Genomic DNA, 21,770 nt, shown 5'->3' with positions numbered 1-21,770 from the left:
TAAAACTCATCAACCTCATAAAAACTCACCTCGTTTGAAAAAACTTATCCTCACATCTCTGGTTTCTTTACCTGTATTTTTTATCGCTCAGAGTAAAAAAGATACAACAGCAAGAGAATCAAACATAGAAGAAGTGGTTTTCCAAAAAAGGAATGCTCAGAAAAACACCGACCTTACCCGTGTGAAAATTTCGGCAAAAGAAGCTGCACAGATTGCCTCAATCTCTGGTGGTATCGAAGGACTAATAAAGACTTTGCCTTCGGTGAACTCCAACACCGAACTCTCTTCACAATACATGGTAAGAGGTGGAAATTATGACGAAAACCTAATCTACATCAACGATATAGAGATTTATAGACCTTTTTTAATTCGAAACTCCATGCAAGAAGGGATGAGCATCATCAACCCGGATATGGTTTCCTCGGTTAATTTTTCTGCGGGTGGTTTCGAAGCCAAATACGGCGACAAAATGTCATCGGCACTTAATATTTATTACCGAGAACCAGAAAAATTTGAAGTGGCCGGAGAAGCCAGTTTGATTGGAGGGAGATTGTCAACCGGTTTTGCTACTCGAGACAAAAAACTTACGGCACTTATCTCTGCTCGTTACCGAAATACCAATTTGGTACTGAATACTTTGAAGGAAGATACGGACTTCAACCCAAAATATATGGATTTCCAATCGTACATCAACTACCACATCAACCCGAAACTTTCGGTTTCATTTGTTGGGTTTTGGTCCAAGAACGATTACGAAATGATTCCTAAGAAAAAAGAAGTCGATTTTGGTAGTTTGCTCACCCCACTAAAGCTCACCGTGTACTACAACGGAAAAGAGAACGACCAGTACAAAAACATGATGGGTACAGGAAGCATCACCTACAAACCTTCAAAAAAAGTAAAAATTACTTTGGATGGTTTTGCATACCAAAACCGGGAAAGAGAATACTACACCACAGCTTCTGCCTACATGTTGCAAACTTTTGATCCAGTAACCGGAGAGCCTGTAACTTCTTATGATGTGGGTGGGCAAATCGATCATGCCAGAAACGATTTATTGGTAAAAACCTACGGATCCCAACTGAGAACAAAATTTTCTCCTAATGTAAATACTGATATCGAAGTAGGTTTCAAATATGAAAAAGAAAACCTAAAAGATTTCACCAACGAATGGCAACTGATCGACTCCATAGGATACAGCGTCCCGAGAGTGGTTACCAATCCTGGAACATTGGACGGATCGGCTTTGGAACTAAAGCATTACATTGCCGGAAACAATGCCATCTCTCCTACCCGACTATCGGCCTATTTGCAATATTCTCAAAAGTTGATGTGGGGAAGTTCAAAAGTATTTTTAAATGCCGGAGCTAGAGTTTCGAATTGGTCGTACAACAAAGAAACCATTTTTTCGCCAAGGGCACAATTTGCCATAAAACCCGATTGGGAAGCGGACATGCTCTTTAAATTATCCGGTGGGATCTATTACCAAGCACCTTTTTACAAAGAAATAAAAGATTTGGACGGCAGTTTCAATTCGGACATCAAATCTCAAAGATCCCTACAGATGATCTTGGCCAATGATTATGAATTCGATATGTACGATAGACCTTTCAAACTGACTACCGAATTGTATTACAAAAAAATGGATCAACTAATTCCGTTTTATATGGACAATGTTAGGATAAAATATACCGGGCAGAACAATGCCACAGGTTATGCCTACGGAATAGACACCAGATTGTACGGACAATTTGTACCCGGTGTAGAGTCGTGGATCTCGGCAAGTTACGCTCGTGCTTTTGAAAACATCGACAATCAAGGTGATATTGCAAGACCAACCGATCAGAGATTCAGGTTTGCCATTTTCTACCAAGACTACATGCCAAAATTCCCAAAAATGAGGGTAAACCTAACGGGAGTATATGCCATGGGATTGCCAACAGGAGCACCTCCATACAGCAATTCTTACCAATTCCAAAGGACTTTGCCGTCTTACAAAAGAGTGGATATGGGATTGTCCTATGTTTTTATAGATCCTAAAGAAAAGAACGATCGTTGGGGATTTTGGGGAGCTTTTGACGAACTTACTTTGGGCGTACAAGTTTTCAATGCCTTCAATATCAACAATACGGTTGCTAACCAATGGGTTACCGATGTCAATACCCAATACATCTATCCGGTACCGACCCGGTTAACCGGTAGATTTTTCAATGTAAAATTAGAATTTAGAATAAAATAAATTTTAAAAAAGCACTCTATTTCCAGAGTGTTTTTTTATTACCAACCGTTGCATTATCAAATGCTTGATTGCATCCTTCTTATTGAACAAATAAATGCACATTAAAAAAATATCTATATATTTGTAAATTATACATAACTTAAATACATGGACCCCGACAGTTTAGTCAAGATTTTCATTGCCCTTTTCCTCGTTTTACTCAATGGCTTTTTCGTAGCCGCAGAATTTTCTATCGTAAAAGTTAGATACTCCCAAATCCAGCTGAAAGCCGCCGAAGGAAACACCATGGCAAAGCAGGCAGAACACATCCTAAAACATCTGGACGCCTATCTATCAGCAACACAATTAGGCATTACCCTCGCTTCTCTAGCATTAGGATGGGTAGGAGAAAGTGCTTTAGAACATGTTTTTATGAGTCTTTTCACGACCATGGGAATAGAATTTTCAGCCGGAACCATCACTACAGTTTCCATGGTGGCCAGTTTCTTATTAATCACGGTTATGCACATCGTTTTTGGTGAGTTGGTCCCTAAATCCATTGCGATTAGAAAACCAGAACCTACGGCATTATTCATATCCTATCCACTTCGTGTTTTCACTAATCTTTTCAAGCCGTTTATTTGGTCTATGAATGTTCTTTCCAATGCATTCCTTAGGATCATCAACATCCATCCGGCATCGGAGCAAGACATTCACTCGTCCGAAGAGTTGCAACTTTTGGTAAAACAAAGTGCAGACTCTGGAGAAATAGAGGAAGAGAATTACGAAATCATCAAAAATGCATTTGACTTTACCGACCATTCGGCAAAACAAATCATGGTGCCTAGACAAAATATTTTATCCATTGACATCACCGATGAAAAGGAAGAAATTTTGAATAAAATATTAGAAAGCGGATACTCCAGATTGCCCGTTTACGAAGACTCTATCGATAACATCATCGGGATTTTTTATACCAAAGAAATTATTCGTGCCTATGTAAAACACAAAGGAGAGTTGGAGCATTTTGATTTTAAAGATTACCTTCGTGAGCCATTTTTTGTGGTGGGATCCAAGAAAATTTCAGACTTATTAAAGGTTTTCCAACAAAAGAAACAACACTTGGCCATCGTTATCGACGAGTTTGGTGGTACCGAAGGCATCATCACTTTGGAAGATATTTTGGAAGAATTGGTGGGTGAGATCCAAGATGAAGAAGACGAAGAAGAAAAAATGGTGGACCGAATTGGCGACAATATTTTCTGGATCAAATCGACACAACCTTTGGATGAAATCAACGAATACCTTCCAAAAAAATTACCTCTTTCAGAAGAAGGAGATTATAACACCTTGTCCGGTTTTATCATGCATGAATTGGGAGACATCCCAGAAGAAAATCAAGAATTCGACTTTTACGATTACCATTTCAAAATTTTAAAAATGCAAAATAAAAGTGTCGAATTGGTCGAGTTAACCTACGATCCTAAAAACATCATGGACACTATGATGGATGAAATTAGCGAAAATTAATTTTTTTATTTTGAGCAATGAATATTGACGATATGTATTTATACGACGATCCGAAAAGGAAATATGAAGAGGATGTTTTGGTATTGGACGATACCGACGAAGTCTATAAATTGGTCCTTCATAATGACGACATCCACACCTTCGATTATGTGATCGATTGCCTGATAGACATTTGCAAACACACCTTAGAACAGGCAGAACAATGTACCATACTGGTTCATTACAAAGGCAAAGCCACTGTAAAAACGGGAAGCATGGATCTGCTAAAACCCATGCACGAAAAACTAATTTCTAAGTCTTTGACCAGTGAAATTGTTTAACAAAAGCCCCACGAACATCATAAAAAAAACTACTCCGACTGGGGTAGTTTTTTGTGTTATGAAAACGATTGTAGAATCTTTTATTTTCCCTTTACTTCCTTATAGTGTATGTAGTAATTTTTATTAAACTCAAACTGAGTATTTTTTTTAATTTTCATTTTCCCCCACTTGTCGGATAATAGCACAATGGTGTAATCTCCAAATCTTAAAGGCATTGTGAAATCTTCAACGGTATTTTGCCAACGAAAATAAACTTTATTTTTTTTGAAATAATATTCCAAAACAGGCACTTTGGTTGTTCTAAGATACTGATCAAATACCGATGAGAAATCCATTCCGGACTTGGCGTTTATGTACTCTTCCACCTGCTTGGTGGTCACCGTTTGATGGTAGAAATCCTTGTTAAGACCCCGAAGTATGGATCTAAATTTCTCGTCATCGCCGATCACCTGTCGTATGGTATGCAGCATATTGGCCCCTTTGTAGTACATGTCTCCACTACCTTTGCCTCTTACACCATACGCTCCAATGATAGGTATGTCGTTCAAAATGGCTCGTCGTGTTCCTTGTACATATCTATCGGCAGAGATTTTGTCCATAAATTTTTCCGTAAACAGCGTTTCGGAATAGCTGGTAAAGCTTTCATGAATCCACATATCGGCTTGATCTTTGGCGGTGATGTTGTTGGCAAACCACTCGTGTCCACTCTCATGAACGATGATAAAATCCCAGTTCAATCCTACTCCGGTCCCAGAAAGATCCCTTCCCAAATATCCGTTTTCGTAGTGGTTACCGTAGGCAACATTGCTTTGATGCTCCATTCCCAAGTAAGGTGTCTCAACAATCTTGTAGGAATCTTCGTAGAAAGGATACGGACCAAACCAGAATTCTAGAGCTTTTAGCATGGGTTTTACTTGTTGAAACTGTTGTTTGGCTTTGGATAAATTTTCGGCCAAAACCCAATAATCCAAGTCCAAATTTCCTTTTTCGCCCAAATAATGGTCTTTATAATTGACCAAGTTACCAACGGTTGGCACTATGGAATACGCATTGATGGGATTTTTCACTTCCCAAGTCCACGCTTTTTTACCGTTGCTCTTTTCTGTAGAAATTAATCGTCCATTCCCTACTCCGACCAAATCTTCGGCAGTTATGATTTTAAGCTGAATGCCATTCTCCGGTTCGTCACTCCAAATATCTTTGATGGGCAGCCAAAGCGAGGCGCCATCACCTTCTTGGGCAACAGACATCCAAGGCTTTCCGGAACTGTCCTGAGCAAAAACCCAACCTCCATCCCAAGGGGCATTTTTAGCAATTCTTGGTTCTCCGAAAAATTCGATTTTCAGTTTTCCTTTTTCACCTTTTTTATAATTTTTATTGGATTTGATGAAGATAAAATCTCCTGTTCTTTCCACTGTAAAACCATCATTTATATCATTAACCAAACGAAAATCCATAGGCTGTTGCAGATCGATTTGAAAAGTTGGAGTCGTAGTGTCTTTCAAGATTTCGAAAGATATCTCGTTGTATCCTTGCAGTGATTTTTTCTCAAAATTGGGTTCAACAGAAATGGTATATTTTTTAACATCCCAAAAATCTCTGTATGCGGTATTACTGCCTTTCAAAGTATCTTGTTTTGTTAAATTTTGTGCCAAAACCAAATTTGACAATAGCAATAAAGCGAGTCCTTTTTTCATTCGTTTTCAATTATCAATTCAAAAATAAGAAATAATCTGAGCAATCCCAGTTTACACCCTTTTAAATAAAAAAAAAGCGACCGAAGCCGCTCCACGATATTCTTAATAAAATTAATCTCTATTTTTAAGCATGATCCACCCGGAAAATTTAATAGGGGTTTCTTTTATATCGTTTTCTTTCCAAGTGATAACATACCAATAGGTACCGGTTGACAGTTTTCGACCTCCCAATTTTCCGTCCCACTTGTAATTGTTGTTTTTATTGGCCTGATGAACTACCACTCCGTAACGGTCAAAAACGGTAAATGTAAAATCTTTTTTATAACCCAATGCCGAATAATCGATTGTGTCGTTGTAACCATCGTCATTTGGCGTAATGAGATTCACCAAATTGGGTACGGTAACTTCGGTGATAATGGGTTGGCAGTTGCTTTCGTCTTTGACATAAATTTTTACTTGTCCTCTAAATACACCCGTAAAAACATTGGATGATTGCCAATTAATATTGTCTATTGAATATTGATACGGCGCTTTTCCACCAAAAACAACAACAGAAAGTGTTGCATTGGTTACATCGACATGGGTAATCGTGGGTACTTCAGCAGGGATCACCTTAACTTTTTGCAAAGTTGTGCAACCGTCTTTGCTTAGTTTCACCCAATAATCACCAACACCAATATTGCTTATGGATGAAGTGGTCGCTCCTGTGCTCCATTCGTATGCTATATAACCGGGACCTGCATCCAAAGTTGTCGTATCTTCTGTACAAATTATTTGATCTTTAAGAATCGGTGAAGGTTGAGGAAGCTCTACAAGTAAAGTAATTTTAGCAATGTTATAACAGCCTTGATTGGTGCTCACTTTCACAAAAACAAATCCCGATGGAGCATTATAAACCGTTGGATTAAGAATTTCGTTGGTCTCGTTAACGGCATCGGTTGGTGATGGATAATACTTTTTCACCACTCCTGGAGTCCCTGTAACATTGGCTTGGGTAAGATTAAAAATTCCGTTGGTTGTAAGATTTTCTAAGAAACAGGTTTTCAAAGTTTGATCGTTTACCAATGCGTTCAAATAAATTTGAAGTGAAACTTTTGCAATACTCGAACAGCCATTGGCACTGGTCACCAACACATAGACATCAGTAGTTGGAGAGGTATAAACAAATGGATTCTGAATCTCTATCCCGGCATTGAGATCGGCCATCGTTGCAAAATATTTTTTGGTTGCCGTAGGGTCATTAATCACATTGGCCGTGGTAAGATCATAAGTAGCAAGTCCTGAATTGTTATTTTGACAAGAGGTCAAAATCGCATCATTGGCTACAAAAGGCGTTGGATGGAGTTCAATAATTCCATCTCCATTATCACACAAAGTTGCTGTAGGATCCTTAATAATCACCTGCACATTGGTATTTCCAGTATATTGAAAGTTGCTTGGATCGGCCACCGGTGTTGTACTCCCCTGCACCACATAAGTAAAAGTATAATTTGCCGGATTGGCAACAAACTGATTTTCGTACTGTGTAAGATCTACAGAACCCAAATTGGTATTGGGATTGATGCACACCTCTGGAGTAATATTGTTTTGAAAAATAGGTACTTTATCAACATAAACTTTTACATTTTTTATGGAATGCCTAGCACTGGCACCACCTGTTGCAGCAGAAAACCCGAAATAACCCTGTCCCATGCCAATTGCTCCATTGGAAGGTGCAAAAGATTGATTGACGATTTGCACATTGTCCATAGTGATTTTTATGATCCAATTGTTGGGATTGGCAGGATCAACCTCTCCATTTACAACAACATGTTTAAAGGTAGGACCAACGAAAGGTTGTGTAGAAATTAGATCTGGCGAATGAAATGTACTTCCGGGGGTGTTGTTAAATTCTATATTATTTCCTGGCGTATTATTGGTGCCGTACAACAAATGAATTTTACTCATCTGCCCTTCTGTGGTGTTGTTAAAAATATCAAATCCAACCATTAAACCCGAGGCATTTGCGGGAATTCCCAATCCGCCACCAGAGACAAAACCCGTTGGGGGATTGGACAAATACCAGAAAGTAAAACCATCACCTCTGCCGTAGGTTGTCGTTCCGTTTCCATCAATTCGAAAATCGAACTCCACTTTCCATTTATCACAATATTTAAGATTAATAGGATCATTGAGTTTGATGGCTCCGTACAAACCTCCTTGATCGGCTGTTAACTGCACAAAATCCGTACTTACAATCGCATTGGACACCAAAGACCATCCGTTGGTATTTACAGGATTTCCGGTGAGTTGATAGGTTTGAGATTGTAAAAATTGATAATTAAAAAAGATGAAAATAAAAAGCAACGCCGATAGAGATTTTCGCATATTCATTCGTTAATACTGGTTAATATAAGTTTTTGATAAATATATGGCTTTTATTTTAAACAATATGTATTAATAAATAAAAAAAACGAACATTACTGCATTTATTATGTATAGAATAATTTATTTAGCCGCTAATCCACTTTATAGAAAACGAAGTTCTAAAATAAACCCAACTAAAAACATTCATATATAACACAATATCAAACCATTAAATAAAATAAAAAAGTCAAAAACCTATTGGGGTTTTTGACTTGTCCAAATTGTATAAAGAAATTTTTATACCGTATCTTTTTTTGCCAATGCTTTATTATTTTCCAAAGCTTCTTTCTTTTGGAGAATGTTAAAAGTACGATTGCACATCATAATAGAAATTTCATACAGCAACAATAGAGGCATGGCTGCCATCATCATGCTCATCACATCGGCGGGTGTAACAATTGCAGCGACTACCATGATCAGTACAATGGCGTGCCTACGATAGGTTTTCATAAATTCCGGAGTTAATAATCCCATATTGGTTAAGAAATACACCAACATTGGGAATAAAAACATCACTCCCATCCCGAGAACGACTTGTAAAAACAGTGTCGCATAATCCGAAAGATCGTACAATGGAATGATGATGTCTGAAATTTTAAAAATGACTCCAAAATTAACCGCAAAGGGCAAAATTAAATAATATCCACACAGGACTCCCATCATAAAAAGAATCCAAATTCCATTAATCACAAAAAGAGAATTTTTTCTTTCATTTTCGTGAAGAGCCGGTGAAATAAATCTCCAAATCTCATAAACAATATAGGGAAATGCCAAAACGATCCCTCCGAATATGGACACGGCCATCATCACATTAAATTGCTGATACAGCCTCTGGACCCTCACCGGAAAATCGGCAGGAAGTGTGATACTATCTTCACCAATAAACATTCTGGAAAAATGGTTGACCACTTTAAAGGTTGGAAAATCATTCCGAACCGGTCCAAAAAATACATGATCGATAATCCATTCTATATTAAAACCAACGACGCATGCACAAATTATTATGGCAATCACGCATCGTATCAGATGGCTTCTAAGTTCGCCAATGTGTCCCCAAAAGGACATATCATTTTCTTCGTTCTCTTTCAAAATTTTGAATTCTAAATTAAAATCAACATTAATTAATCCCTTCGTCCAACAAAGTATGCAGATCGATAATACCGAAATATTCGCCATTGTTAGTCACTACCAACTGTCCGATATTGTTGTCTTTCAGTATTTTCATTGCTACTTTCGCCAAAGTATTTTTCTCCACGGTTTTAGGATTTTTCGACATGATGTCTTTTGCCAAAACCTTAGAAACATCTTCGTCCTTCATCAACATCCTTCTTAAATCACCATCGGTAATGACCCCTAGAATTTTATCCTCTTCAGCAACAATGGTAATTCCGTGAGAAGAGGAACTGATGGAAATGATCACCTCTCTTATACCTGCTTCTGGACTAACTTGTGGTTTCTTGGACGATAAAAATTGTTCCACTTTCGAGGTTAAATTTTTCCCCAAGCTTCCACCTGGATGAAATCTGGCAAAGTCATTGGCTCTAAAATTTTTCATCTCCATAAGCACCACCGCCAAAGCATCACCCAAAGCCATTTGAACCGTAGTCGAAGATGTAGGAGCCAATTTGTTGGGACACGCTTCTTTATCGACTTTGGTATTGAGTACCACATCGGAGAACTCGGCCAATTTGCTGTTCAAATTTCCGGTCATGCCAATCAGAGCAGAAGAATATTCTTTTAGAAAAGGCACCAAATTAACAATCTCAGGAGAGTTGCCGGAATTGGAAATGCACAAAACCACATCTTGTTTTTGCACCACTCCCAAATCGCCGTGTATGGCTTCAGAAGCATGTAAAAACTGCGAAGGAGTGCCGGTAGAATTGAGTGTTGCAACAATCTTATTTCCTACATGAGCCGATTTTCCGATTCCAACTACAATTAATTTTCCTTTCGCTGAGCCTATCAATTCGGCTGCTTTTACAAAGTCAGCATCAATTCTTTCTTTAAGTTTTACCAACTCATTTATTTCAATTTCTATTGCTTCTTTTCCTAATTCTTGGATTTGTTCTGAATTCATTCGGATGGATTTCGTAATTTACAGAAATTTAGAACCTGCATTCTTTAATTTTTAATTCATATTTCTTACTAAAAAAAATTAATTAAAAATTTGATTTCTGATGAATAATGATTAATTTTGAAGTTAGTGCAAATTTAAAACAATTTTTGATTTCATTTGAAGTTACAATGAAAAACACGGAATTATCTAAAGAACTAAAAAAGCATTTTGGCTTTTCAAATTTCAAAGGACAACAAGAACAAGTTATCGAATCTCTTTTGGAGGGCAATGATGTTTTTGTTTTGATGCCAACAGGCGGTGGAAAGTCACTTTGTTATCAGTTACCCGCACTTATCTCCGAAGGTACAGCCATTGTGGTATCGCCACTCATCGCCTTGATGAAAAACCAAGTCGATGCCGTTAATGGACTATCCTCAGAGGAAGGTGTTGCCCATGTTCTTAATTCGTCCCTCAACAAGTCGCAAACCAGAACGGTGATGGACGACATAAAATCGGGCAAAACCAAGCTGCTCTATGTTGCTCCAGAATCTCTAATAAAAGACGAATATCTCGATTTTTTTAAAGAAGTGAAGATCTCTTTTGTCGCCATTGACGAGGCACACTGTATTTCGGAATGGGGGCACGACTTCCGTCCAGAATATAGAAATCTAAAACTCATCATCGATAAAATCGCCAATGTACCGGTAATTGCGCTAACGGCTACGGCAACTCCAAAAGTACAAGACGACATCCAAAAAACTTTGGGCATGAACAACGCCTTGGTTTTTAAAGAAAGCTTTAACCGACCTAATTTATTTTATGAAGTACGGCCAAAAGTAAATATCGATAAAGAAATTATACGATTTATAAACACTCATAAAGGTAAGTCTGGAATTATCTATTGTCTAAGCCGTAGAAAGGTTGAAGAATTTGCACAACTCCTTCAGGTCAACGGGATCAACGCACTCCCATACCACGCTGGGCTGGACAACAAAACCAGAATGGGCAACCAAGACAAATTCTTGATGGAAGAATGCAACATCATAGTCGCAACCATTGCTTTTGGTATGGGTATTGACAAACCGGATGTGAGATTTGTAATCCATTACGACATACCAAAATCACTAGAAAGTTATTACCAAGAAACCGGTAGGGCCGGCAGAGACGGTGGCGAAGGACATTGTGTAGCCTTTTACGACCCAAAAGATATTGAAAAATTAGAAAAATTCTTGGCTCAAAAACCCGTTTCAGAAAGAGAAATCGGTTTGCAATTGCTCAATGAAGTGGTTGGTTATGCCGAAACTTCCATGAGCCGCAGACAATACCTTCTTTATTATTTTGGTGAAGTTTTCGACCCAATCAAAGGAGCTGGTGCAAAAATGGACGACAATTCCGTAAACCCTCCAAAATTAAAAAATGTTTTCAATGAACTGAAAATCGTATTGGATACTGTAAAATCTTTGGACGAAAAGTTCAGAACCAAAGACCTTATCAATATTATTACAGGTAAAGAAAGCTCCATTACAAAATCGTATAAGTTGGAAAACTACAAACAATTTGGTATTGGAAAAAAAGAATCGGATAATTATTGGAAATCCATCATCAGACAAGCTACGGTTCAAGGATTTTTAACTAAAGATATTGAGACATACGGTGTTCTTAAAATATCCGAAAAAGGGAATGAAATTCTAAAAAACTCCAAAGAAATAGAATTTTTAATTGCTGAAGATCGAGAATACGACCTTGCCCAAACAAAAGCAGACATCGATCAAATTGAAGTTAAAGGAGGAAATTCCCTAGACCAAAATCTTTTTAACCTACTAAAAGAACTTAGAAAAAAGGTTGCAAAAAAATTAGGAATCCCTCCGTACACCGTATTTATGGATCCCAGTTTGGAGGACATGACGGTGCAATACCCCATCAACATTGATGAAATTGGCAAAATATACGGAGTTGGTGAAGGTAAAGCCAAAAAATTTGGTAAAGAATTCGCCGAATTTATCAAAAAATATGTAGAAGATAACCAAATTGAGAGAACTCAAGATATGGTCATAAAACAAGTGGCCAACAAAGCTTCGCACAAGGTTTTCATCATACAAAGTACCGATAAAAAAATTGATCTTGAAGATATTGCCAAGGCTAAAAATCTTACCATGACCGATCTTTTAAAAGAAATGGAACAAATTGTTTATCAAGGTACCAAACTAAATATCGACTATTATATTGAAGATACGATTGACGAGGATTTAATCGATGAGTTTATGGACTTTATGAAAGAGTCCGAAAGCGATAGCATGAAGGTAATCACCGATGAATTTGGTGATGATTTGAGCGATGAAGAACTTAGGATGCTCAGAATAAAATTCATCAGTGATATTGCCAATTAGGTTGTAGATATTAGCTTAAATATAAAATCGATTCAATTGTAATATTTGAATCGATTTTTTATGATTACTGCATAAAAAAACTGAGTTGCTTAGGCAACCCAGTTTTAATTTATCAAAGACTTTTGTCTTATTCAGCGAGGATGATTCCTTTATTATTACTGAACTCGATAACTCCACTTTTAACTAAAAAAGAATAAACCGATTTGGATTCGTTTTCTTTTCTAAGGTTCTTGGCAAATTGCTCAGGAACTTCATTGGTGAAAAGTCTTATATTTCCATTAACCAAAGACGAAACGATGGCAATGTGATCTTTCATGATGTGGAAATCCCCATTTTTCCCTGGTAGTAGAACAGATTCTACCTCACCTTCAAAAATTACAGTTTCCGGGGTTAATATTTTTATAATCATCTTTAAATGAAATTATAGATTATAGATTATAAATTTTAGACAAAATCCACAATCTAAAATTTAAAATTTAAAATTTCTTATTTGTTCTCAGAAAGCATTTTCTCTCCTGCTTCGATTGCTTCTTCAATAGTTCCTTTTAGGTTGAAACAAGCTTCTGGCAAGTGATCCAATTCTCCATCGATAATCATGTTAAATCCTTTAATGGTGTCTTTAATATCTACCAAAGCACCTGGGATACCTGTAAACTGCTCAGCAACATGGAAAGGCTGAGAAAGGAATCTTTGTACTTTTCTGGCACGATATACAACCAATTTATCTTCTTCAGACAATTCTTCCATACCAAGGATCGCAATAATATCTTGAAGCGCTTTGTATCTTTGAAGGATTTCTTTTACTCTTTGAGCGGTGTTGTAGTGTTCAGCACCTAGGATTTCCGGAGTAAGGATTCTTGAAGTTGAAGACAATGGGTCTACCGCTGGGTAAATACCCAATGAAGCGATCTTTCTGTCCAATACGGTTGTTGCATCCAAGTGGGCGAAAGTTGTAGCCGGAGCCGGGTCGGTTAAGTCATCCGCAGGTACATAAATAGCCTGTACAGAAGTAATAGATCCGTTTTTAGTAGAAGTAATTCTTTCCTGCATCGCACCCATTTCAGAAGCCAAAGTTGGCTGATAACCTACCGCTGATGGCATACGCCCTAGAAGTGCAGACACCTCTGAACCAGCTTGGGTAAAACGGAAGATGTTATCAACGAAGAAAAGTACATCTCTACCTTGACCTTCACCATCACCGTCACGGAAATATTCTGCAATTGTAAGTCCAGAAAGGGCTACTCTAGCTCTTGCACCTGGTGGTTCGTTCATCTGTCCGAAAACGAAAGTACACTTAGAGTCTTTCATTTCTTCTAGATTTACTTTAGAAAGATCCCAACCTCCATTTTCCATAGAGTGCATGAAATCTTCACCGTACTTAATAATTCCTGATTCCAACATCTCTCTCAAAAGGTCATTTCCTTCTCTGGTTCTTTCACCTACACCGGCGAATACAGAAAGACCACCGTGACCTTTTGCAATATTATTAATCAATTCTTGGATCAATACAGTTTTACCCACACCAGCACCACCGAACAAACCAATCTTCCCCCCTTTTGCATAAGGTTCGATAAGGTCAATTACTTTGATACCTGTAAAAAGCACCTCAGCAGAAGTTGATAATTGATCAAATTTAGGAGCTTCTCTGTGGATTGGCAAACCGTTATCTTTTGACAAGTCTTGGATACCATCGATGGCATCTCCAACTACATTAAATAGTCTTCCGTAAACACCTTCCCCTGTAGGCATGGTAATTTGACGACCTTGTCCTGTTACTTCTTGTCCTCTTTTAAGACCATCCGTTGCATCCATTGCGATACATCTTACTGTGTCTTCACCGATATGTTGTTCTACTTCTAGGACTACTTTTTCTCCGTTATCTTTAACGAGCTCAAGAGCGTCGTAAATTTTCGGAAGTTCTTCAACTTCTTTGAAAACCACATCAATAACGGGACCGATAATTTGAGAAATTTTTCCTTTTATTTGGTTTGCCATTGCTAAATTTTTTCGTGTGTGCAAATATAGTGATAATTGACAAATCTGCAATTGATTAACAAAAGATTTTTGTCATATTTTTTTAAACATCGAACACCAATAAGCCCAAGGCTTGTTTTTGATGTTTCGCTCGTCATTTTAAAATTAAATGCTAAAAAAAAGAATCGGATGCTTATCCGATTCTTCATTAGTCTAAAATGTATTATTAATTAATAACTTCATATTCAACAGGGACTACACCGTGACCTACTGGCGCTATGGCCTTGAAAGCTGCTTTGGATACATCTAATGCTCTAGACGCTACAAATGGTCCTCTGTCATTGATTCTAACGACAACGCTTTTTCCGTTTTTAATATTCGTCATTTTCAATTTAGTTCCGAATGGAAGACTTCTGTGAGCTGCTGTAAGTTTTGAATTATCAAAAAGCTCACCGCTTGCTGTTTTTCTACCGTTAAATTTATCGTGGTAGAACGATATTAAACTTGTCTTTGCATCGGTTGCTTCACTCGAAAATGAATAAAAACTTAGCATTGAAATCATCATTATGATTACGAGACTAACTCCTTTCATCATACTTTTGAATTTTGGGGGTTTTAACGAGGGCAAAATTAGGCGGTTATCAATTCCGACAAAAACCACCTCGTTAAAAAGCATCAAACTATTCTTAAAAAAATCATAACAAAACCTGCAACTCCCTATGAATAAAGCGATTCAAAAGACTGTTAAAAAAATGTTAAAAAATACACTAAAAGTTAAAAATAATTAACAAAATCACCAAAAAACACTTACTAAACTCGAATTAAAAACCTGATTATCAACCTATTAAATGATTTCAAAATAAATTTTAACACCACACAATATTTTTAAAATTATACGGTTGAAATCCAATGCTAAATCCTACATTTTCAATTCAATTAAATGAAGTTTAAAAGCAGATTTATCCTAAATTTGCACCAAAGGCTCCATAGTTCAACGGATAGAACAAGAGTTTCCTAAACTTTAGATCCAAGTTCGATTCTTGGTGGAGTCATTTTTCCAAAAAAAAGAGACGAACCTTTTCTTGTTCATCTCCAATTTGTTTAATGTTTTTTATCCACCACAATCCTATCCTTTCGGTTGGCCAACTCCCATGCTGTTGAAAAAATTAGTTGTGTTCTTTTCTTTAGCAATTCGTAATCTATTTTCTCCGGGTCATCTGTTTCTTTGTGATAATCTTCATGAATCCCATCAAAGTAAAAAGCAACAGGAATACCATTTTTGGCAAAATTATAATGGTCACTCCTATAATATAGACGATTCGGATCTTTGGGATCGTCGTATTTATAATCCAACTTCATTTTATAAGTCTTGTTATTTGCTGCTTCAGAAATCATTTTCAATTCCGAGCTCAACATTTCCGATCCGATAACATATACATAGTCTTGATTGCAATTTCCCGGATCGCAACGACCAATCATATCTATATTAAGGTTGGTCACGGTATTTTCTAAAGGAAATACAGGATGATCGACATAATAAGATGATCCAAAAAGCCCGTGCTCTTCACCGGTTGCATGCATAAATAAGATGGATCTTTTGGGACCGTGCCCTTTTTTCTCTGCCAATTTGAAGGCTTCAGCGATTTCCATAACAGCAACTGTACCACTTCCATCGTCATCGGCACCGTTATAAACGACTCCGTTTTTCGTTCCAATATGGTCATAATGCGCAGAGATTACGACAATTTCGTTGGGCTTCTCACTGCCTTTGATAAAAGCCAAAATATTATCCGAGTCCGAAAATCGTTTCCCGTTCCACGATTTTTTATTCATGTATTCTGCAGGTACTTTTTGAAAATACGAACCCAATACTTCCGGATAGCCAATTTTTCGATCTTTATAATAATTTATTACATAATCGCCTGCTTTTTTTTGGCCTTTGCTTCCGGTATCTCTACCCTCCATTTCGTCGGAGGCAATTACGAATAAATTTTTCTTTAACTCATCGGATTTTATAGATTCATACGCTTGATTGTACGCTTTTCCGTTGGTCGTATAATCAATGGTTTTACAAGAAACCAATCCTAATAGGATAAGTACCGATATGGAGACTCTCTTCATAAATAAGTATTTTGTATTTTTTTAATGAAAATTAAGTAAGAATGGGATTTCAATCGATAAAAAATCAAATTTTATCATCAATTGATACGGCTAAAATAAATAATTATTCCGAATTTGCGTTGTATTACCGAACGAATAATACTCCTGATGAATATCCAAAGAAAACACAGCGGCAGTGACTTGACCATTTTTTCAGAAATGTCACAATTGGCACAACAACACCAAGCCATCAATATATCCCAAGGCTTCCCCGATTACGAAATCGATCCAAAGCTAAAAAAACTTCTTAGCCAAGCCACAGAAAACAATTTTAACCAATACGCGCCTTTACAAGGCAATCCTTTATTAATTGACAATTTGGTGGCCTTCAACAAAAATAGAGTCCTACCGTTAACTATTGAAAAAGAAGAAATTACCATTGTCCCCGGTGCAACTTATGCCATCTATACCGCTTTAGCTACTATACTACAACCGGGAGATGAAGTCATCGTTTTTGATCCGTGTTACGACTCCTATGTCCCTGCTATTGAGATGAGTGGTGGAAAACCCATTTTTGTACAATTGAATGAAAAATTTGAACTCAATTGGGACGAATTCAAAAATGCAATTTCTCCAAAGACCAAAGCCATCATCATCAATTCCCCCAACAATCCTTCAGGAAAAATTTGGAGCAAAGAGTCCATCAATCAGTTTTGGGAAGTTATAAAAAACACCGACATCATTGTAATTTCCGACGAAGTTTATGATCTTTTGGTCTATGACAAAGCCATATTCCACAGTGCTTTTCACCACCCCGAACTCAAAAAGAGATGCTTCAGTATTTTTTCATTTGGAAAAATGTTTCACATTACCGGCTGGAAAATTGGATATATCGTTGCCTCTGAGGAACTAAGCATTGCCTTTAGAAAAGTACATCAATACCTCACTTTTTGTGTGAATGCACCTGCCCAACAAGCCCTTGCGCAGTATTTGGAAATTTTCGATCAAAAGAAGAATACTGAGCTGATGCAGGCAAAAAGAGATTATTTTTGGGATATGATGCAAGAAACACCTTTTGAGTTGCAAAGACCAGCGCAAGGAAGTTATTTCCAAACCGGGAATTTTAAAACCATAAAACCCAATATGTCCGACAAGGAATTTGCAATATGGCTTACAACAGAGAAAAAAGTAGCTACAATACCGGTTTCGGCATTTTATCACGATCAAAAAAACACTGGAAACATTCGTTTTTGTTTTGCAAAAAGAGAAGAAGTTATCGAACAAGCAGTAAAAAATATGAAAAACTTATAGAATATTCAAATTTAACCGCAGACACCATTGCACAATACCGAATTTTAATTAATTTTATTCAACAAAAACTAAATTTAATTAAAATACCATTAATGAAGTTCAGAAAAAGACATTCTGCAGGTAAAGTCAATATTTATACCGAAATAGCTGAATTGGCAAATCAGCATTTTGCGGTTAATCTAAGTCAGGGTTCTCCAGATTTCCATCCGGATCCTCGTCTTCAAAATTTTTTAATAGAAGCGGCAGACCAAAATCTTTTTCAGTATGCTTCGGTATCGGAGTTACCAATATTGACGGAAAACCTCATCAAGTTCAATAAAAAAAGAAATCACCCATTAGAACTGTCCGAAAATGAATTGGCGGTTATCCCGGGAGCCACATACGGCATACATCTGGCATTGGCCACTTTTCTAGAACCCGAAGATGAAGTGATCGTTATCGAACCGTGTTACGAAACCTATGCTCCAGCTATTGAAATTCGAGGTGCAGTACCTGTTTATTTTCAAATGGAAGAAAATTACAGCATCGATTGGGACAAACTAAAATCTCTTATTCGTAAAAAAACAAAAGGCATCATCGTCAATTCTCCGAGTAACCCAACGGGAAAAGTTTGGAAAAAAGAAGATTGGGACCAGCTTTGGGAGGTCATAAAAAACACCGATATCTTGGTCGTTTCGGACGAAGTTTACGATTTGCTTTGTTACGACCATAGCGAATTTTACTCCGCTCGTTTGCATCCGGAAATTAAGAACAGGAGTTTTTCTGTTTTTTCATTTGAAAAAATGTTCCACATTAGCGGATGGAAAGCCAGCTACATCACGGGGACAGAAAAATTCATGTCAGCCTTCAAGGATTTGCATCAATACCTTTCCTTCAATATTAATGTCTATTCTCAATATGCTTTGGCTAAATATTTAGAGGTTTTCGATGCTGAAGAGCACAGAAAATTTTATCAAAGTAAAAGAAATTTCTTTTATCATTTACTCGAAGAGCTCCCCTTTGATCTGGATCCAAAGGTAGAAGGAGGCTATTTTCAAACCGTGGGATTCAAGAACATCAAACCGTATATGAGTGATTTAGAATTTTCTAAATGGCTCATCGAAACCATCAAGGTTGCTCCAATTCCGTATTCAGCTTTCTATCACGACCACATCGATACTGGTAAAATCAGACTTTGTTTTGCCAAACACGAAGATACCATCGTACAAGCTGTGGAAAACTTGAAGAAAATATAAAACCTCCCAAAAAGGAGGTTTCGTTTCATAAACTATTATTTGTTATTCTGAATGATGATTGGTTTTTACATGTTGTAAAGTTTCCAATTTTGCTTTTCTATTTTCTTCAATTTTATCCTTGTGCAAGGTGGCCAATGTTGGAGCAATCACCAAAGAAACAATGGACATTAATTTTATCAGGATATTCATGGACGGTCCAGAAGTATCTTTGAAAGGGTCTCCCACCGTATCTCCAGTTACCGATGCCTTATGAGGATCTGATCCTTTGAAATAAGTTTCACCTTTTATATCCACTCCTTTTTCGAAAGATTTTTTAGCATTATCCCAAGCACCACCCGCATTATTTTGAAACATTCCCATTAAAACTCCTGAGACGGTCGCTCCTGCTAGGAAGCCGCCCAAAACTTCTGGTCCAAAAATAAAACCAACCAAAAGAGGAGAGATGATGGCAATGGCTCCGGGCAACATCATCTTTCTAATGGACGCATCGGTGGATATCGCAACACATTTGTCGTATTCGGGTTTTCCTGTACCTTCCAAAATCCCGGGAATTTCTCGAAATTGTCTTCTCACCTCTTCCACCATTGCCATTGCAGCTTGTCCCACCGCAGTGATGGCTAAAGATGAAAAAATAAACGGAATCATAGCGCCTACAAAAAGTCCGGATAAAACATCGGCTCTGTAAATATCAATCCCGTCGATACCTGCAATACCTACAAAAGCCGCAAACAACGCCAAAGCAGTTAGTGCCGCAGAAGCAATTGCAAATCCTTTTCCTGTGGCAGCCGTTGTATTTCCGACAGCATCCAAGATATCGGTTTTCTCACGAACTTCTTTGGGCAATTCACTCATCTCAGCTATTCCACCGGCGTTATCGGCAATTGGTCCAAAAGCATCAATAGCCAATTGCATGGCTGTTGTTGCCATCATTCCGGCTGCAGCAATGGCAACACCGTACAAACCAGCACAAAGATAGGATCCAAAAATACCACCTGCTAAAACCAAAATAGGAAGAAATGTAGATTCCATACCCACAGATAGTCCACCAATAATATTGGTTGCATGTCCTGTAGAAGATTGCTCGACAATGCTGTACACCGGTCTTTTTCCCATTGCTGTGTAATATTCGGTAATGACGCTCATTAAAGTGCCTACCAAAAGTCCAACCATAATGGCTCCAAAAACACCCATTTTACTAAACTCGTGTCCTCTTAGCACCATTGTTTCCGGCAAAATATAATCCACTAAAAAATAAGAAACCACGGCGGTAATCACAATACTTCCCCAATTTCCTAGGTTCAGGGCATTTTGAACTTTAGAAGTTTCTAAAGGAGAGTTTTCATTTATTTTCACAAAAAAAGTACCAATAATGGAAAATAAAATTCCCAAACCTGCTATGAGCATGGGTAAAAGAATGGGAGCAAAGCCACCAAATTGATCTTGGGAAATCGTCTCTCTCCCCAAAACCATGGTCGCCAAAACCGTAGCGACATAAGAACCGAACAAATCGGCACCCATCCCAGCTACATCACCTACATTATCTCCTACATTATCTGCTATGGTTGCAGGATTTCTTGGGTCATCTTCCGGGATTCCGGCTTCTACTTTGCCGACCAAATCAGCACCTACATCGGCGGCTTTGGTATAGATCCCGCCACCTACTCTTGCAAAAAGTGCGATGGATTCGGCTCCTAAAGAAAAACCGGTTAGGATTTCGATGGTTTGTATCAATCCTTTGGAATCGACTTCTGCATCTGGGGCGAAAATTTGTTTAATGATTAAAAATAAAGATCCAAGTCCTAGAACAGCTAAACCGGCCACTCCCATTCCCATCACGGATCCTCCGGTAAAAGAAACTTTTAGTGCTTTAGACAAAGAAGTTTTCGCGGCTTCTGCAGTTCTCACATTCGCTTTGGTGGCAATTCTCATACCTATAAAACCTGCCAATGCAGAAAAAATTGCTCCAACAACAAAAGCCAGACCAATGCTCCAATGAGAATCGGAATTGGACATCCCCATAATGCCCAGCAATACAGCAACAATAAATACAAAATAAGTCAAAATTTTGTATTCAGCTTTTAGAAAAGCCATAGCGCCGTTGGCAATATGTCCAGAGATTTCTTTCATTTTCTCGTCTCCGGCAGCTTGTTTACTCACCCAGTTGCTTTGCAGAAAGGTGTACAGCAAAGCGACCAACCCAAAAATAGGGATCAAATAAAATAAATTCATAGTTCAGTTTTTGTATTTGGTTTATATAAGAATTAAAAATAATAAATAAATTCATATAAAATTTAAAAATATGATAAAAATTATATTCAATATTTACAAATCACAAAAACGAAATGAAGGAAAATAAAAAAACAGCAAGCTAGGCTCACTGTTTTCTATATCGATATATTTTTTTTAAAGATTGAACTTGTTTAATGTTTCCTAATCAAAATACAACAGAATGCGAGCAGATGAAAATCCCTCCAATGTTTTTCTTTAGTTTCATATCGTATTAATAGCGCTTTAAAGCTATCTATCCAAGCGTTCA

15 protein-coding genes and 1 tRNA gene are annotated in these 21,770 nt (G+C 37.5%); 7 read left to right on the top strand and 9 right to left on the bottom strand.

Annotated elements, in window-relative coordinates; all coding sequences use genetic code 11:
- Positions 1-34 precede the first annotated feature (34 nt).
- The 3 genes from EIY84_RS09805 (at position 35) to EIY84_RS09795 (ending at position 4,068) form a co-directional block, all read left to right on the top strand.
- Positions 35-2,239 (top strand): TonB-dependent receptor plug domain-containing protein, encoded by a 2,205-nt coding sequence (locus tag EIY84_RS09805; RefSeq protein ID WP_124642687.1) that lies wholly within the window; start codon positions 35-37, stop codon positions 2,237-2,239.
- 147 nt (positions 2,240-2,386) lie between these two features.
- Entirely contained in the window at positions 2,387-3,748 is a 1,362-nt protein-coding gene (locus EIY84_RS09800; protein ID WP_124642686.1) for a hemolysin family protein, read from the top strand.
- A 17-nt stretch (positions 3,749-3,765) separates the two neighbouring features.
- The gene (locus tag EIY84_RS09795; RefSeq protein ID WP_241154774.1) at positions 3,766-4,068 is read left to right on the top strand and encodes an ATP-dependent Clp protease adaptor ClpS; all 303 of its coding nucleotides are present in this window, start codon (positions 3,766-3,768) and stop codon (positions 4,066-4,068) included.
- An 80-nt stretch (positions 4,069-4,148) separates the two neighbouring features.
- Here the strand turns inward: EIY84_RS09795 and EIY84_RS09790 are convergent, their stop codons facing one another.
- The 4 genes from EIY84_RS09790 to EIY84_RS09775 all read right to left on the bottom strand — a co-directional run bounded on the left by EIY84_RS09790 (position 4,149) and on the right by EIY84_RS09775 (position 10,248).
- Positions 4,149-5,765 carry a M1 family metallopeptidase gene (locus EIY84_RS09790; RefSeq protein WP_124642684.1) on the bottom strand — a complete coding sequence of 539 codons (1,617 nt, stop codon included), beginning with the start codon at positions 5,763-5,765 and terminating at the stop codon, positions 4,149-4,151.
- A gap of 111 nt (positions 5,766-5,876) precedes the next feature.
- Positions 5,877-8,132, bottom strand: coding sequence for a T9SS type B sorting domain-containing protein (locus tag EIY84_RS09785; protein WP_124642682.1), 2,256 nt, complete (start codon positions 8,130-8,132; stop codon positions 5,877-5,879).
- Positions 8,133-8,408: 276 nt separating this feature from the next.
- On the bottom strand, positions 8,409-9,236 hold the full coding sequence (gene tatC / locus EIY84_RS09780) for a twin-arginine translocase subunit TatC (protein ID WP_241154776.1): 828 nt from the start codon (positions 9,234-9,236) through the stop codon (positions 8,409-8,411).
- 52 nt (positions 9,237-9,288) lie between these two features.
- Positions 9,289-10,248 carry a KpsF/GutQ family sugar-phosphate isomerase gene (locus EIY84_RS09775; RefSeq protein WP_124642678.1) on the bottom strand — a complete coding sequence of 320 codons (960 nt, stop codon included), beginning with the start codon at positions 10,246-10,248 and terminating at the stop codon, positions 9,289-9,291.
- 167 nt (positions 10,249-10,415) lie between these two features.
- On the opposite strand from EIY84_RS09775, the gene recQ reads away from it, so the two are divergent.
- On the top strand, positions 10,416-12,614 hold the full coding sequence (gene recQ / locus EIY84_RS09770; protein ID WP_124642676.1) for a DNA helicase RecQ: 2,199 nt from the start codon (positions 10,416-10,418) through the stop codon (positions 12,612-12,614).
- 127 nt (positions 12,615-12,741) lie between these two features.
- On the opposite strand, the gene EIY84_RS09765 is transcribed toward recQ, so the two are convergent.
- The 3 genes from EIY84_RS09765 to EIY84_RS09755 all read right to left on the bottom strand — a co-directional run bounded on the left by EIY84_RS09765 (position 12,742) and on the right by EIY84_RS09755 (position 15,183).
- Positions 12,742-13,023, bottom strand: coding sequence for a FoF1 ATP synthase subunit delta/epsilon (locus EIY84_RS09765; RefSeq protein WP_124642674.1), 282 nt, complete (start codon positions 13,021-13,023; stop codon positions 12,742-12,744).
- 77 nt (positions 13,024-13,100) lie between these two features.
- Positions 13,101-14,609 (bottom strand): F0F1 ATP synthase subunit beta, encoded by a 1,509-nt coding sequence (atpD, locus tag EIY84_RS09760; protein ID WP_124642672.1) that lies wholly within the window; start codon positions 14,607-14,609, stop codon positions 13,101-13,103.
- Positions 14,610-14,814: 205 nt separating this feature from the next.
- A complete protein-coding gene (locus EIY84_RS09755; RefSeq protein ID WP_124642670.1) occupies positions 14,815-15,183 on the bottom strand; it encodes a septal ring lytic transglycosylase RlpA family protein in 369 nt (122 codons plus the stop codon).
- Positions 15,184-15,568: 385 nt separating this feature from the next.
- On the opposite strand from EIY84_RS09755, the gene EIY84_RS09750 reads away from it, so the two are divergent.
- Positions 15,569-15,640: transfer RNA gene (locus EIY84_RS09750), tRNA-Arg, on the top strand.
- 49 nt (positions 15,641-15,689) lie between these two features.
- Here the strand turns inward: EIY84_RS09750 and EIY84_RS09745 are convergent.
- Positions 15,690-16,709, bottom strand: coding sequence for a M28 family metallopeptidase (locus tag EIY84_RS09745; protein WP_124642668.1), 1,020 nt, complete (start codon positions 16,707-16,709; stop codon positions 15,690-15,692).
- A 147-nt stretch (positions 16,710-16,856) separates the two neighbouring features.
- On the opposite strand from EIY84_RS09745, the gene EIY84_RS09740 reads away from it, so the two are divergent.
- Together EIY84_RS09740 and EIY84_RS09735 are read left to right on the top strand one after the other, a co-directional pair.
- Positions 16,857-17,999, top strand: a complete 1,143-nt coding sequence (locus tag EIY84_RS09740; RefSeq protein WP_124642666.1) for a methionine aminotransferase — start codon at positions 16,857-16,859, stop codon at positions 17,997-17,999.
- 92 nt (positions 18,000-18,091) lie between these two features.
- A complete protein-coding gene (locus EIY84_RS09735) occupies positions 18,092-19,234 on the top strand; it encodes an aminotransferase class I/II-fold pyridoxal phosphate-dependent enzyme (RefSeq protein ID WP_124642664.1) in 1,143 nt (380 codons plus the stop codon).
- A 42-nt stretch (positions 19,235-19,276) separates the two neighbouring features.
- Here the strand turns inward: EIY84_RS09735 and EIY84_RS09730 are convergent, their stop codons facing one another.
- Complete coding sequence (locus tag EIY84_RS09730; protein ID WP_124642662.1) at positions 19,277-21,463, bottom strand: sodium-translocating pyrophosphatase; 2,187 nt, start codon at positions 21,461-21,463, stop codon at positions 19,277-19,279.
- Positions 21,464-21,770: the final 307 nt, after the last annotated feature.

Origin of the sequence: Amniculibacterium aquaticum (assembly GCF_003852705.1) — a bacterium.
Taxonomy (GTDB): Bacteria; Bacteroidota; Bacteroidia; order Flavobacteriales; family Weeksellaceae; genus Amniculibacterium; species Amniculibacterium aquaticum.
The sequence above is the reverse complement of the archived record's forward strand: the minus strand, read 5'-3'. Positions and strand labels throughout refer to the sequence as shown.